We start from the raw sequence: 13,324 nt of genomic DNA, 5'->3' as shown, positions 1-13,324 counted from the left end.
CGCGCGCGGGCCCGCGCCTCGCGCCTCGACGCGGCCAGGAGACCCCGCGCATGAAGCCCTTCTCCTCCTGCGTGTGCACGTATCCACCGGCGTGGCTGGTGCTCGCGCTGAACACCGCGCTGATGCCCTCGGACGCGCGCGCCCAGGAGCCGCCCCCGGACGCGCCCACCCCGGAGCTGTCCCGCGCCGTCCCCCCGCCCGAGGCACCGCCCGCACCCGAGCCGGAGCTGACGGGGCGCATCGAGCGCATCGACATCGAGGGCAACGAGCGCACCCAGGAGGTCGTCATCCTGCGCGCGCTGCGCACCCAGCCCGGGGAGCTGCTCACCGCCGGCGCGACGGAGGAGCTGAAGCGACGGCTGCTCAACCTGAAGCTCTTCGAGCACGTCGAGGTGCGCACGCGTCAGGAGGGCGACGGCGTGGCGCTGCGAATCAAGGTGGAGGAGCGCTGGACGCTGCTGCCCATCCCCATGTTCACCTCCAGCAACGGCCAGTGGCAGGCGGGGCTGTTCCTGTTGGAGAGCAACGTCTTCGGCCTACACAAGCTCTTCGTGCTCGGGGCGATGGCGGGCAACCGCGGCGGCAACGTCTTCTCGCTGTACAAGGACCCGGGCATCCGCGGCAGCAGGTGGACGGGCACGCTCTTCGGGCAGTACGCCAAGCTGGACCGCGAGCGTCGCGTGCGTGACATCGTCGTCGACGAGTACACGGACCGACGCCTGGACGTGTCCGGCGTGCTCGGCCACCAGCTCACGCCCGAGCTCAACGTGGGCGCGGGACTGTTCGGTATCTTCAACCGGCCGCTCCGCGCGAGCGAGGACGAGCCCGCTCCTGAACGGAGCCACGCGCAGGGCGTCAGCGCCGTGGCGGAGTATCTGGGACAGGACTTCCACTTTTTCTTCAACGAAGGTCTGTTCGCGCGTCTGAACCTGCGTCAGGGGTTCGACCTGGGCAGTGGCTCCCGGGACTACCGACAGGCGACCCTCACGGCCGCCTACACCCATGCGTTGTTCGGGAACCATGCGCTCACCCTGTCGGGCACGCTCGAATACGTGGACGGAGATTCCACCCTGGACGCGGTGCTGCTGGGACAGCGCACGGGCACGCGCGGCTTCACGCTGGCCACGCTCTGGGCGGAGCAGGCCGCCATCGCCACGCTCGAGTACCAGGTCCCCCTCTGGAGTCCCAGCCTGGCGACCTTCACCGCGCATGCCTTCGTCGACGCCGGGCACGTGGAGTGGAGGAATACAGTCACGCGCTACGTCGCCCCCGGCGCCGGGCTGCGCATGTACCTGCGCAGTGTCGCCGTCCCCGCCCTGGGCCTGGATGTGACGCGGGCCCCCCAGACCCGAGAGCTCGTCGTCAGCTTCGCCGCGGGCCTCTCCATGTAGCCGTCGTCCCCCAGACAGCGAGGTCCGTCTTGAGCACGCAGCAGCGCACCGCCATCCTCACCGCCGCCACACAGCACTTCGCCCAGCTCGGCTTCACCCGGGTGTCGCTCGAGGACATCGCGCGGCGCGCGGGGCTGGAGCACGGCCAGGTCTTCCGCCACTTCTCCACCAAGGAGGCGCTGTTCATCGAGGTGGTGCGGCAGCACGGCGTGCCGGCGATGGAGGCGCTGGAGCGCGCCGTCGCCCGCGCGCCCTCCCCCGAGCAGCAGGTGCGCACCTTCGTGGAGGTCCGCCAGGAGCAGACCGAGCGCATCCTCCGGGAGCTGAACGTCTCCTTCGATGCCCTGCTCGACATCCTCCCGCTCATCGACCTGTACGTCGTGGACCTGCACGCGCGGGAGCTCGCCCTCCTGGAGTCCGTCTTCACCGAGGGCACGCGCCGGGGGGACTTCCACTTCCAGAGTCCGCGGAACGTGGCGGCCGCCATGCTCGCGAGCCTGCGGGAGGTGGAGCGGCTGACGTGGGCGGCCCAGTGCCTGACGTCCTCGGGGCCCGGGAGGCAGGCGTCGGACCTGCTGCACTGAGGAACACCGCGCGCGGCGACGCGGCCTTGCTCTATGGTGCGCCGCCATGTCGAAGACCCAGTACTGGCTCATCAAGAGCGAGCCGTCGGTGTACCCGTACGCGCAGCTCGAGAAGGACAAGCAGACGGAGTGGACGGGCATCCGCAGCTTCGAGGCCCGCAACAACCTGCGGGCGATGAAGCCCGGGGACCTGTGCCTCTACTACCACTCCAACGAGGGCAAGGCCGTGGTGGGCGTGGCCCGGGTGCTCACGCTGGCGACGGAGGACTCCACCGCCCCGGGTGAGGACTGGGCCTCCGTGAAGGTGGCCGCCGTCGTCCCCGTCAAGGCGCCCGTGGAGCTGGCCACCGTCAAGGCCACCGCCGCGCTGAAGGACTTCCCGCTCATCACCCGCAGCCGGCTCAGCGTGGCCCCCGTCACCGCCGAGCACTTCAAGCTCATCCTGAAGATGGGGAAGACGGCGCTGCCGAAGTAGCCGCGGCCTCCGGGGGCCGCAGCAGCGTCACCTTCGGCCCCGTGAAGCTGTGCCGCTGCACCAGCGCCCAGTACAGGCCCAACAGCCCCAGCGCGCCGGCGAACGTGTAGCCGGCGAGCTGGTTGGGCGGCAGCACGAACAGCACCATCACCACCCCGCACCACACCAGCGCGACGACGTTGACCCACGACGACGCGCGCCCCAGGTCCCACGGCCCTCGGTGCGACCACGTCCCGGAGCGGCGCGCGCGCAGGCCCACCCAGACGGGCAAGGCATAGGACGCGTAGAGCGCCAGCGTGCTCAGCGCCACCATGGCCGCGTACGCCTCGCTCCACAGCGCGACCAGGCCGCTGCCCGCCACCGACACCCAGACGGCCACGGCGGGACTGCGAAAGCGCGGCGACACGCTCGCGAGCCACTTCGACGCGGGCAGGCCGTTGTCGCGCGCGAAGGCGAACAGCATGCGCGAGTTGGACGTCACCGAGGACAGTCCACAGAACCACATGGCGCCGATGGCCACCCACACCAGCGCGCCGCCCAGCGCGGGGCCCAGGCCCTGCGTGAGCACATGGAGGAACGGGTTGGCGGCGGCGGCCGTGGTGGGCAGGTCCTGGATGGCCAGCGTCACCGCGCCCAGCAGGAGGTATCCCGCGACGGCGCTGACGGCCACGGACAGGAAGATGCCCCAGGGGGCATTGCGCGTGGGGTCCTTCGTCTCCTCGGAGACATGCGCGCTGGCGTCATAGCCGGTGAAGGTCCACTGCGCCTGGAGCAGGCCGATGAGGAAGCCATAGGCATACAGCGGCGTCTCCGAGCTGAAGCGCGTCATCAGGAAGGCCGCGTCCTGCTTGGGCGCGAACAGCGCGAGCGCGCCGATGAGCACCACCACCCCACCCACGTGGTACCAGGCGGAGAAGTCGTTGAGCCACGCGACGACGCGCACGCCCACGTGGTTGAGCACCGCGTGGGACAGCAGGATGCCCGCGTACAGCGGCAGCACGGACATGCGCTCGCGGGGCCAGCCGAGCATGTCCGCGAGGAACTCCGCGAGCCCGTAGTCGATGCCCGCCGTAATCGCGAACTGGCCCAGGGTGTTCAGCCACGCGGTGAAGAAGCCCACGCGGGGACCGCCGAGCATGGCGGCCCAGTGGTACAGCGCGCCCGCGGTGGGGAACGACGACGCGAGCTGCGCCAGGCTCGCCGCCACCGTGAGCGTCATCACCGCCACCAGCGGCCAGCCCACGCCCATCACCATCGGCCCGCCGAAGCGCAGCCCATGGCCATACAGCGTCACGGCGCCGGTGAGGATGGAGATGATGGAGAAGGAGACGGCGAAGTTGGAGAAGCCCCCCATGCCGCGCAACAGCTCCTGCGCGTACCCCAGCCGCTGGAGCTGGGCGGCATCCTCCTTGAGCTGACGCTCCGAATCCGGAAGGTGGGCCATGCCTCCCAGGATACGCGGGCCCCCTCGTCCTTCCCTGGAGGGGTCCACCGAAAGAGCCCGCGTCTGTCCGGAACGCTACGGCTTGCGCGGGAAGGAGCCGCCAGGGAAGGGGCCGCTGGGGCTGGGGCCGTCCTCGCCCGGGAAGCCCTTGCGGAGCTCGATGCGCTTCTGGATGCGCATCGTGCCCATCTCCGCCTCCACCTTGCGCCACAGCTCGGGACCCAACAGTCGCTTGATGCGGACCATCAACGACAGGCGGTTCTTGCGCACCGCCGTCTCCGCGCGGCCCACCTCCTCCACCTGCTTGAGCACCGCGTTCTCATCGGTGGAGTCCGCGCGCAGCTGGCGCTCGAGCTGGAGCTGCGCGCGCTTGAGGTCCGCCTCCAGCGGGATGACGGCCTCGTTCGCGTCGAACGTCAGGTCTTGAATCTGCTTCGCCACGTCCCGGGGGATGCCCAGCTTCTCCACCACCTGCGGCGGGATGCCGTGCGCGGCGGGAGGCAGCGGGCCCAGCGGGAGCGTGCTGTCCGCGGGCCCCATGACGTGCAGCGTTCCCGGGCCGGCGCGGTGGACGACGATGTTCTCGGGCTCGGACTGGGCCTGTGCGGGCGAGGATGCGAGCAGCGGGCTCAACGCCGCCGCGGCCAACAACATGGACGTGCGAAGCTTCATGGCATCGACTCCTGGTAACTGATGGGTTGAATCGCCGTTCGGAACGGCGGTGCTTCCAGCGCGCGGGAATCCGGGGGGCGCAGCCACGCGGCCATCGCCCCGAAAGGTCGGTAGAGGTCATCGCGGTACACGGCGTCGCGCCGCGTGTAGCCACGGACCTCGGTGAAGAGGTCGGACAGCGAGGTGCGGCCCCATTGCGCCAGGGCCTCCGGCTCCGGCTCGGCCTCCGTGTCCGCGCGGCGCAGCTCCAGCTCGGACCGGGGCGCGGTGTCGTCGACCTGGACGTAGGTGTCTTCCGACACGCGGGGCGCCGGCGACTCGGACCGCGTCAGCCACGTCAGGGTGAGGACACAGCACGACGCCACCACTCCCGCGACGACACGGCGGCGCACCCTGCGGCGGCGCACCTCGCCCAGCACGGCCTCGCGAGTCACCGGCGTCAGGGGCGGCGTCACGGGCAGGCGCAGCCGCGACGCCGAGGCATGCACGGCCGCGAGCGTCCGGCATTCCTCACAGCCCTCCAGGTGGGCGCGCGCCTCGGGAGGCCACGGGGGCGAGGACTCCAGGAGGATGGGGGCCACGTCGTGGCATCTCATGGCGTTTCTCCTTCGAGGGCCCGCTCGGCCTTGAGCTTCTTGAGCGCGCGATACAGGTGGATGCGAACGGTGCCCCGCTCGATGCCCATGGCCTCCGCGACAGCGTCCAACTCGAGTCCCTCCAGGTAGCGAAGGCTGAAGGCCGTGGCCTGCTGCGACGGGAGCGCCCGCACCGCGCGGCCCAGGGCCCGCCAGCGCTCGGCGCCGACGAAGCGCTCCTCCGGCGACAGCTCCAGGGGCGTGCCCCCATCCAACGCATCACGCAGCACGTTCCACACGCGCCGCCTGCGCAGGTGGCTCATCGCGCGGGACACCAGGATGCGCCGCAGCCATGCGGGCCCCGCTTGCAAGTCCTTCAAACCGTGGCGCTTCTCGTAGGCATCAGCCAGGGTTGCCTGCACCACGTCCCTCGCCTCCTCCGCGTCCCACACCAGCCGCCGGGCCAGGCGGAGCAGCCCGGCCTGCTCCGCCTCCAGGAGCGACTCGAACCCGGGCGCGGCGGTGGCGCGCGCTGGAGTTCCAGGCTCCTCCAGGATGGCGGTACCCTTCACGGCGGAAAGACCTCCTCGACGGCTTCCACGGAATGAGGACGCACGAGGTCGGAAAACGGCATACTCGAAAGCGTGAGCCCCTCCGAAATCCGACGGATTCCCGCCGCGGAGACCCGTGGCCTGCGCCGCGCCGTGCTTCGCCCCCACCAGCCTCCCGAGGCCGTCGTCTATCCTGGAGATGACGACCCGGACACCGTGCACCTGGGCCTGTACTCGGAAGGCCGCCTGCTCGGGGTGGCCTCCATCTATCGGGAGCCGCCACCTTACGCCCTGAAGGCCATCACCGCGTGGCGCCTGCGGGGCATGGCCGTGGAGCACGGACGCCAGGGACAGGGGCTGGGCGCGGCCCTGTTGAAGGCGTGCATGGAGCACGCCGTGACGCAGAAGGGCACGCAGGTGTGGTGCAACGCGCGGTCGACCGCCTCGGGCTTCTATCGCTCGCTCGGGTTCATCCAGCACGGAGAGCCGTTCGAGCTGCCCGGCATCGGGCCCCACCACCTGATGTCCCGCGAGCTGAGGGAGCCGGGGCGATGAGCACCTCGCCGGACCTGGACGCGCTGCGCACCGCCATCGAGAACCTGGACGAGGAGATTCTCGACGCGCTCCGCCGCCGCATGGACCTGGCGGACGACGTGGCGCGCTCCAAGCTGGCCACCGCGGCGCCGTTCCGGGACCAGCGTCGCGAGGACCTGCTGCTGCGCCGCATCCGCACGCGCGCGTCCGAGCACGGGTTGGACCCGCACGAGACGGAGCGCATCTGGCGGCTGGTCATCGACATGTCGGTGGCGCGGCAGCAGGCGCTCGTCACGCGGCTGGACACGACGCCGCTGCGCGTGGGCTATCCGGGCGTCGAGGGCTCCTACAGCCACCTGGCCGCGCGCAGGCTCTACACGGGCCGCGCGGGCGGCGTGCTGCTGACCGGGTTCGACGATGCGCGCGAGGTGGTGGAGGCGGTGCGGCGCGGCGAGCAGGACCTGGCGCTGCTGCCCATCGAGAACACCACCGCCGGCAGCATGAACGAGACGTACGACCTGCTCGCCGAGGGCGGCGTGGTCATCACCGCGGAGCTGGTGAGCCAGGTGGACCACCGGCTGCTCGGGCTGCCGGGCGCGAAGCTGGAGGGGCTGCGCGAGGTCATCTCGCATCCGCAGGCGCTGGCGCAGTGTGAGACGTACCTGCGCGAGAAGCTGCCGTGGGTGCGGGCGGTGCCGGACTCGGACACGGGTGGCGCGGCGCAGAAGGTGCGTGAGCGCAACGACGCCACGGTGGCCGCCATCGCCAGCGAGACGGCCGCGCAGCGCTTCGGCCTGGAGGTCCTGGCGCGCGAGCTCCAGCCGGAGTTCGACTACACGCGCTTCGTGGAGGTGGGCCGCGAGCCCACGCCGCTGGCGCCGGGCGTGCCGTGCAAGACGTCGCTGCTGATGGTGCTGGAGCACAAGCCGGGCACGCTGGGAGAGATGCTCCAGCGGTTGACGCTGCGGGGTGTGAACCTGAGCAAGCTGGAGTCGCGGCCCATCCCGGGGCGGCCGTGGCAGTACCGGTTCTATGTCGACGTGGAGGGACATGCGGCCTCCGCGCCGCTGACGGCCGCGCTGGAGGACATCCGGCCGCTGACGTCCTTCCTGCGCGTGCTGGGCACGTATGCGCGGGCCGAGGGAAGCCATGGATGAGTTGTCGCCCTCGGAGATTCGCGTCGCGTTCCAGGGAGAGCCGGGCGCGTATGGGGAAGAGGCCCTGCGCGTGTTGTATGGGCCGGACGTCGAGGCGGTCCCCTGCCCCACCTTCCGCGCCGTGTTCGAGGCGGTGGCCGAGGGCCTCGTGGACAGCGGCGTGATTCCGGTGGAGAGCTCGCTGGGCGGGCCGGTGGCGGAGAGCGTGGACCTGCTGCTGGAGCATGACCTGCCCATCTCAGGTGAGCTGTCGCTGCGCATCCACCACTGCCTCGTCGCGCCCCCGGGACTCGCGCTGGAGGACGTGGAGCAGGTGCTGTCGCATCCGCAGGCGCTGGCGCAGTGCGCGGGCTATCTGCGGCGGCGCGGCCTCAGGCCCGTGCCCGAGACGAACACCGCCATCGCGGCGCGAAGGGTTTCTCGCGAGGCGCTCCCGCGCACCGCGGCCATCGCCAGCAGCCTGGCGGCGGAGCTGTACGGGCTGGTGGTGCTCGAGGACGGCGTGGAGGACTCGTCGGACAACCACACGCGCTTCGTCACGCTGGGGCAGCAGCCCGAGCACACGTGGAAGCGGCGCAAGACGGCGCTCGCCCTGACGGTGCCCAATGAGCCTGGGGCGCTGTACCGCGTGCTGGGGGCGTTCTCCGCGCGAGGGCTGGACGTGTCCCGACTGGAGTCGCGGCCTCAGCGCCGGGCGTGGGAGTACGTCTGGTGCCTGGATGTCGAGGGGGCGCTGGAGGAGGCGCGCGTGCGCGAGGCGGTGCAGGCGGCACAGGCGGCGTGCATCACCCTGCGCGTGCTCGGCAGCTACGGCGTGGCCTGAGGCGAGCGCCACGCCGCGCGGGCGTCATCAGGCCGTCAGGCCGTCGCCGTTCTTCACGGCGGACTGGTACGCCTCGCGGATGATCTGCGTGTAGCGCTGGAGCGCGCCGAGCTGCTCCATGCGCAGCGCCTGCGGGCCGTCGCACAGCGCGGCCTCGGGCTGCGGGTGGAAGTCCACCAGCACCATGGACGCGCCCGCGATGAGCCCCTGGCCAATCGCGTGGAAGATGTCCGGCAAGCCGTCCGGCGGCAGGTCCGCGCGGCCGATGGCGTGCGACGGGTCCACGCACACGGGCATGCGCGTGAGCCGCCGCACCACGGGCACGTGCGCGAAGTCCACCATGTTGCGGTGCGGGTCACCCAGGTGCGTCTTCACGCCACGCAGGCAGAAGACGATCTTCGGGTTGCCCTCGCTCGCGATGTACTCGCAGGCGTTGAGGGACTCCTCCAGGGTGATTCCCATGCCGCGCTTGAAGAGCACCGGGAACACGCGCTGCTGACCGATGGACTTGAGCAGCTCGAAGTTCTGCGCGTTGCGCGTGCCCACCTGGAGCATGACCCCCGTGGCGTTGCCCGAGCGCTCCAGCGCGTCGCGAATCTCGTCGATGTGGCGAGGATGCGTCACCTCCATCGCCACGACCTTGATGCCGTGCTTCCCCGCGGACTCGAACACCCACGGCAGGCACGCCGCGCCCAGGCCCTGGAACTCGTACGGGTTGGTGCGAGGCTTGTACGCCCCCATGCGCGTGGTGCGGATGTCGTGGCGCGCGAGCGCCGCCATCATCGTCTCCACGTTCTCCTTCGTGTCCACCGCGCACAGGCCCGCGAACAACTGCACCGAGCGCTCATCGAACGTCACGCCGTTGTACTCGAAGCCCGTCGTCGTGCGCTGGCCCTTGTGCCGGCCGATGACCCGGTACTTCTGCGACACCCGCACCACCTGCCGCACGCCCGGAATCTGCTCGAAGACCTCCGTCGGCACCTGGGCCGTGGAGCCCAGCAGGTACACCTCCGTCACCGTGAACTCCGCGCCCTCGATGACGTGAGGACGCGGCGTCACCCCCTTGTACTGGGCGGCGGCTTGGAGGACGGCGGACACCACGGACTCGGGTGAGTCCGGCTCGAGCATGACGATCATCTTCGGAATCTCCAGACAGCTCTGTCTTGTAGGTCTTTGAGTGGGCGCGGACCGGGTCGCGCGACTTGTAACATCGGGGACGCGCGGATGCGTCCACGCGCGGGCACGCGGCCCGTCCCGAGCGAGCGGACGCCTCGGGGCACGCGGCCCCCTGCCCCGCTGCCTGCTTCAATGGCCCGCGGGCCGCAGCCGCAGGGCCAGCTGCGCGTAGTGGTCCCGCTGGGTCGTGTCGCCCAGGTTCTCCCAGACGTCGGACAAGGCCTTGGCGGCCTCGACGTACGCGGGAGACAGCTCCAGGGCGAGCTCGAAGGTGTACCGGGCCAGCCGATAGCGCGCCTTGTCGGGACGCCGGGAGCCTCGGGTGAGCAGCGCGTTGCCGCGCTCGTAGACCTCGATGGCGGCGGCCTCGCGGTAGCCGGGCTCCGGGTTGAGCTGGGTGGCGCGGCCCATCAGCTGGGCGGCGGCCTCGGGCTCCCCGAGCTCGAGCTGACACAGGGCGGCCTCGCGATGCGGGTCCGCGGCGGACGGGTCCACCTCGATGGCGCGCTCGAAGCAGCGCAGGGCCTCTTCCGCGCGGCCGAGCCGAGCCAGGGACGACCCCCGCGCCGTCAGGGCCGGGAAGTGCTTCGGGTCCACGGCGAGGACCTTGTCGAAGGCGGAGATCGCGGCCTCGTGTTGGCCTGACATCGAGAGGCTGGAGCCCTCGTTGAACGCCGCGAACAGCAACTTGGACATCGTGCCCCCAGGGCAAGGGTTGCCCGGCCATGCCGTTGGCCGTTCATCCAGCCTCGCACCGTGGAGCACCCAGTGGAAAGCCGTTCCAGGTCGTCCCGGCTTCGTCCGACTGATGGGAGCCATCCGCTCCGCTCGGGGCCACCCCGGGGCTCGAACCCCATGAGTGGCTCCCTTGACGCTCCGTTCAGAGGCGCAGACCCGCCTGGACACCAGCCCACATCAGGACGTCGCGGTCCGACGACTTGGAGAACCGGCTGAGCGCCGTCACCGGCTCGCCGTCCGTGGCGTGCAGGATGTTGAAGGTGGGACCCGCGAAGATGGCGAAGCGCGGCGCGAACGCGTAGCCCACCATCAACCGCCCCTGGTGCAGCATCCGGTTGTCCGCGAGCGCCCCGCCCCACTCGTGGATGGTGTTCGACACCACGTCCACGTCGAAGTAGAGCCGCTCGGTCAGCGGCACGTGGCCGCCCAGGCCCACGCCCGTCGTCCAGTGGCTGGGGCCCCGGTGGTCCGGCACCGCGCCCATGCCCACCACCAGCGTCGTGTAGAGGTAGCGGCTGCCCACCTTGAGCGCGACGTTGGCGTAGTTGAAGTCGTTGCCGTAGGCCTCCACGTGGAACTGGCCGTTGCGCACGATGTTGAGCAGGCCCACCGGCACGCCGGACTCCAGGTTGTTGGCCACGTTGACGATGCCCAGCTGCAGGCCGTTCATCTTCCCGGCGACGTTGATCAGGCCCACCTGCGCGCCCGTCACGTCTCCGCCCACGTTGATGAGCGACAGCTGCGCGCCATGGAGGGTGTTCACGCGGCTGACGCCCACCGCCATCTGCACGCCGCGCATCGTCCCGGCCACCCAGCTCATGCCCACCGCGGCCTGGTAGCCGTCCATGTCGCCGTTCACCCAGCTGCTGCCCACCGCCATCTGCACGCCCCTCATGGACGCGCGCGACACGTTGGCGCCCACCGCGAGCTGACCGAGGAAGCCGCCCTGGCTCGCCATGTTGAGGCCCACCGCGGCCTGCAGGCCCTCCGCCCTGCCGCTGACCCAGTTGCCCCCCACGGCGAGCTGCGCGCCCTCCATGATGTCGCGCGCCACGTTGCCGCCAAGGGCCGTCTGCACGCCGTGCGTCTCACCCGAGCCCCAGTTCGCCCCCAGCGCCATCGCGAAGCCATCCAGCCGCCCCATGGTCGCCAGCCCCAGGGAGATGGAGAGCGCGTTGTCCATCTGCTGCCCGCCGCCCCACAGGTCGTTCGTCTGGAGCTTCGGGGCCAGGCCCAGGTTGACGAAGCGGAAGTTGCCGCGCGCGGGAGCCAGGGGCTCGACCATCGGCCCCTGCGCGCCGGCCACCGGAGCGCCACCGCCACGCATCGCCGTCAGCTCGCCCTGCATCGCCACGAACGCCGTGTGGGCCAGCACGGTGCGGCCCGCGTCGCCCACCGTGAGCACCGCCTGGGAGCTGGCGCCGCGCGACTCCCGCGTCACCGTGTAGCGGCCCGGCTGCAGCCCCAGCTCGGTGGAGCGGCCCGCCAGCTTGTTGAGCTCCACCACGAGGCGCCCGGGCTCGTCGCGGATGAACAGGCGCCCCTCCACGTTCTCGTCCATGACGAGCACCGCGGAGGTGGTGCGCAGGTCCGTCATCACCAGCTCGCCCGTGCCGGCCAGCTCGATGTCATAGGCCGGGTGCTGCGCGCCCGCGCGCGTGCGCTCCGTGCGCGCGAGCGTCTCGTGGAAGGCGAACTGGTAGGCCTCGTGCAGCGTGACGCGGCCATCCCCCGTGGCGTCCGCCGCGCCGCGCAGGCCCGACACCAGGTTGTGCGTGAAGAACGAGCCGCCGATGCGGTCCGACTCCTGCGACACCTCGTCCTCCGACGACGAGGTGAGGATGGCGTGGCCCCGCACGGCGGTGGACGTGTCCACCAGGAACGCGGGGCGGCGCACGCCGCCCTTCGAGCGCGCCAGCGTGCCGGAGGCGCACGAGTCCAGGATGGCGATGCGCACGTCCGCGGGGAGCTGCTCCAGCGCCTGCCGCAGCTCGCGGTAGCCGAAGCGGTCCTGATGCAGGAGCAGCCCCTCCTCGTCGGAGTGGCCGGAGTAGTAGATGAGCGCCTCGGTGCGTCCGCCCGGCGTCTTGCCCGCGGCGACCATCGCCTTGAAGCGGGCCAGCGCGCTCTCCAGCGCCTTGCGGTCGCCCTCGAGCAGCATCATCCGGTCCTGCCGCTGCACGCCGCCGAGCTCCTCCAGCACCTGGCCGAAGGCGTTCGCGTCGGTGACGGCGTAGCGCAGCTTCGCGCGGCCCGCGCCGCCGTCGTTGACGCCCACGAGCAGCGCGAACCGGCGCACGGCGACGGGGTTGGACGCAGGGGTACCGGCTGGGGCCGCCGTGGCCAGGGTGGGAAGCAACAGGGACAGGAACAGGAGTGACCGCGCCATCACGGCACCTTCTCCAACGTGAAGGATGTCTGGGCCAGGGTACCCGGAAGCGGGAGCGGCCGGGTGCTCGCCTCGGTGGGCTGACGTGCGAGCTTCCGCGCGGACTCCAGCACGAGGCCCACATCGATGGGTGAATCCGAGGTGACGAAGAAGAAGCGCTCGAAGGCTGGCGCGTCGTCGAGCTCGTACGCGTGCGCCAGCGACACCGCGTCCCCCTTCTGCAGCCGGGTGCTGCCCACCAGCGTGGTGGGGTGGTGGAGCGTCACCGCCCCCCGGCCATCCACGGACACCACCGTCCCGTAGCGCCGTCCGCCGGCGAGGTAGCTCAGCTGGAGCAAGTCGCCACGCCGGGCGCGCGTGCGGTCCGCGAGCAGCTCCGTGGAGCCGTCGTGCTGCCGGTACACCAGGAGCCGCGCGTCGCCCTTGATGCCGACCGTCTCCTCCATCAGCTCCACCCGCGCGGGCACCAGCGCCGGGGGCTCCGCCAGCCGCTCCGGCTGGGCCGACAGCATGAGCAGCACCAGGGACGCCGCCACGGGCAGCCCCATGGACAGCCCATGCCAGCCCGGGTCGCGCGCCGCGCTCTCGCGCTGGACGTCCGCGGTGCGCGCGCGGCGGGCGACCTCCCGGGCGAAGTCCTCGGGGGGATGACGGGCCAGCGTCTGGGCCGAGTCCGCCTCCAGCCGCGCCAGCCGGGCCCTCCCGTGAGGCTCGCGCTCCAGCCGGACGCGAGCGTCGGCGAGCGCGTCCGGGGACAGCTCGCCCAGGGCAATCCGCTCCAGCAGCCAGTCAGGGGTGCACAGGGCCATGCTCAC

At 71.4% G+C, this 13,324-nt stretch carries 14 protein-coding genes; 6 read left to right on the top strand and 8 right to left on the bottom strand.

The genetic code is table 11. The features are described from left to right. Window positions 1-50 precede the first annotated feature (50 nt). Genes OWM54_RS38845 through OWM54_RS38835 form a run of 3 tightly spaced genes read left to right on the top strand, consistent with a single transcriptional unit; the run spans window position 51 to window position 2,450 of the window. Window positions 51-1,391, top strand: coding sequence for a POTRA domain-containing protein (locus tag OWM54_RS38845; protein WP_267700633.1), 1,341 nt, complete (start codon window positions 51-53; stop codon window positions 1,389-1,391). Between the two features lie 29 nt (window positions 1,392-1,420). After that, a complete protein-coding gene (locus OWM54_RS38840; RefSeq protein ID WP_223747688.1) occupies window positions 1,421-1,975 on the top strand; it encodes a TetR/AcrR family transcriptional regulator in 555 nt (184 codons plus the stop codon). Between the two features lie 46 nt (window positions 1,976-2,021). Next, window positions 2,022-2,450, top strand: coding sequence for an EVE domain-containing protein (locus tag OWM54_RS38835; RefSeq protein WP_141326032.1), 429 nt, complete (start codon window positions 2,022-2,024; stop codon window positions 2,448-2,450). On the opposite strand, the gene OWM54_RS38830 is transcribed toward OWM54_RS38835, so the two are convergent. The 4 genes from OWM54_RS38830 to OWM54_RS38815 all read right to left on the bottom strand — a co-directional run bounded on the left by OWM54_RS38830 (window position 2,413) and on the right by OWM54_RS38815 (window position 5,713). Beyond that, complete coding sequence (locus OWM54_RS38830; protein ID WP_267700632.1) at window positions 2,413-3,894, bottom strand: amino acid permease; 1,482 nt, start codon at window positions 3,892-3,894, stop codon at window positions 2,413-2,415. The two genes, OWM54_RS38835 and OWM54_RS38830, sit on opposite strands and share 38 nt — an antisense overlap. 75 nt (window positions 3,895-3,969) lie before the next feature. Continuing rightward, window positions 3,970-4,566 carry a periplasmic heavy metal sensor gene (locus OWM54_RS38825; protein WP_267700630.1) on the bottom strand — a complete coding sequence of 199 codons (597 nt, stop codon included), beginning with the start codon at window positions 4,564-4,566 and terminating at the stop codon, window positions 3,970-3,972. Further along, the gene (locus OWM54_RS38820; protein WP_223747684.1) at window positions 4,563-5,162 is read right to left on the bottom strand and encodes a hypothetical protein; all 600 of its coding nucleotides are present in this window, start codon (window positions 5,160-5,162) and stop codon (window positions 4,563-4,565) included. The genes OWM54_RS38825 and OWM54_RS38820 overlap by 4 nt, the downstream gene beginning before the upstream one ends. Next, window positions 5,159-5,713 carry an RNA polymerase sigma factor gene (locus tag OWM54_RS38815; protein ID WP_223747683.1) on the bottom strand — a complete coding sequence of 185 codons (555 nt, stop codon included), beginning with the start codon at window positions 5,711-5,713 and terminating at the stop codon, window positions 5,159-5,161. Before OWM54_RS38815 ends, OWM54_RS38820 begins: the two co-directional genes overlap by 4 nt. Before the next feature lie 72 nt (window positions 5,714-5,785). On the opposite strand from OWM54_RS38815, the gene OWM54_RS38810 reads away from it, so the two are divergent. The 3 genes from OWM54_RS38810 to pheA are packed head-to-tail and all read left to right on the top strand — an operon-like array spanning window position 5,786 to window position 8,206. After that, complete coding sequence (locus OWM54_RS38810; RefSeq protein ID WP_267700628.1) at window positions 5,786-6,247, top strand: GNAT family N-acetyltransferase; 462 nt, start codon at window positions 5,786-5,788, stop codon at window positions 6,245-6,247. Beyond that, a complete protein-coding gene (locus tag OWM54_RS38805; protein WP_267700627.1) occupies window positions 6,244-7,383 on the top strand; it encodes a bifunctional chorismate mutase/prephenate dehydratase in 1,140 nt (379 codons plus the stop codon). Before OWM54_RS38810 ends, OWM54_RS38805 begins: the two co-directional genes overlap by 4 nt. Continuing rightward, the gene (gene pheA, locus OWM54_RS38800; protein WP_267700626.1) at window positions 7,376-8,206 is read left to right on the top strand and encodes a prephenate dehydratase; all 831 of its coding nucleotides are present in this window, start codon (window positions 7,376-7,378) and stop codon (window positions 8,204-8,206) included. The genes OWM54_RS38805 and pheA overlap by 8 nt, the downstream gene beginning before the upstream one ends. A 27-nt stretch (window positions 8,207-8,233) precedes the next feature. Here the strand turns inward: pheA and OWM54_RS38795 are convergent, their stop codons facing one another. From OWM54_RS38795 to OWM54_RS38780, 4 genes are all read right to left on the bottom strand, one after another. Beyond that, window positions 8,234-9,343 carry a 3-deoxy-7-phosphoheptulonate synthase gene (locus tag OWM54_RS38795; protein ID WP_141326024.1) on the bottom strand — a complete coding sequence of 370 codons (1,110 nt, stop codon included), beginning with the start codon at window positions 9,341-9,343 and terminating at the stop codon, window positions 8,234-8,236. 168 nt (window positions 9,344-9,511) lie between these two features. After that, window positions 9,512-10,078, bottom strand: coding sequence for a tetratricopeptide repeat protein (locus OWM54_RS38790; RefSeq protein WP_141326023.1), 567 nt, complete (start codon window positions 10,076-10,078; stop codon window positions 9,512-9,514). Between the two features lie 184 nt (window positions 10,079-10,262). Next, on the bottom strand, window positions 10,263-12,509 hold the full coding sequence (locus OWM54_RS38785; protein WP_223747678.1) for a caspase family protein: 2,247 nt from the start codon (window positions 12,507-12,509) through the stop codon (window positions 10,263-10,265). Next, the gene (locus OWM54_RS38780; protein WP_223785217.1) at window positions 12,509-13,318 is read right to left on the bottom strand and encodes an ActD protein; all 810 of its coding nucleotides are present in this window, start codon (window positions 13,316-13,318) and stop codon (window positions 12,509-12,511) included. Before OWM54_RS38780 ends, OWM54_RS38785 begins: the two co-directional genes overlap by 1 nt. Between the last annotated feature and the right edge of the window lie 6 nt (window positions 13,319-13,324).

This window comes from Myxococcus sp. MISCRS1 (assembly GCF_026626605.1).
In the GTDB taxonomy this organism is placed as follows: domain Bacteria; phylum Myxococcota; class Myxococcia; order Myxococcales; family Myxococcaceae; genus Myxococcus; species Myxococcus fulvus.
The sequence above is the reverse complement of the archived record's forward strand: the minus strand, read 5'-3'. Positions and strand labels throughout refer to the sequence as shown.